This window comes from Pseudomonas sp. PME37.24/006, from assembly GCF_055556635.1.
Window position 1 is genome coordinate 1 of the sequence record NZ_JBVHNL010000131.1, and the last position, 267, is coordinate 267.

1 protein-coding gene is annotated in these 267 nt (G+C 70.8%); it reads right to left on the reverse strand.

Features of this window, described 5'->3' with window-relative positions; genetic code table 11:
- A partial coding sequence (locus ACZ3GY_RS24130) for a 4Fe-4S double cluster binding domain-containing protein (protein ID WP_465912287.1) occupies window positions 1–267 on the reverse strand: 267 nt, incomplete at both ends.

The following is a 267-nucleotide window of genomic DNA, read 5'->3' on the forward strand; positions in this document are numbered from 1 at the left end:
GGGTGGCGAGCTCGGCGAGGCCGGGAGCGCGGAGATCGTCGCGGGCGTGCAATTTCTGCTCGCGCGCGGCGGTGGCGAATTTGTTCCAGGGGCAGACGGCCAGGCAGTCGTCGCAGCCGTAGATGCGGTTGCCCATGGCGCGGCGGAATTCGTGGGGGATGGGGCCGGCGTGCTCGATCGTCAGGTAGGAGATGCAGCGGCGGGCATCCAGCACGTAGGGTTGTGGGAAGGCCGCGGTGGGGCAGGCATCGAGGCAGGCGCGGCAGG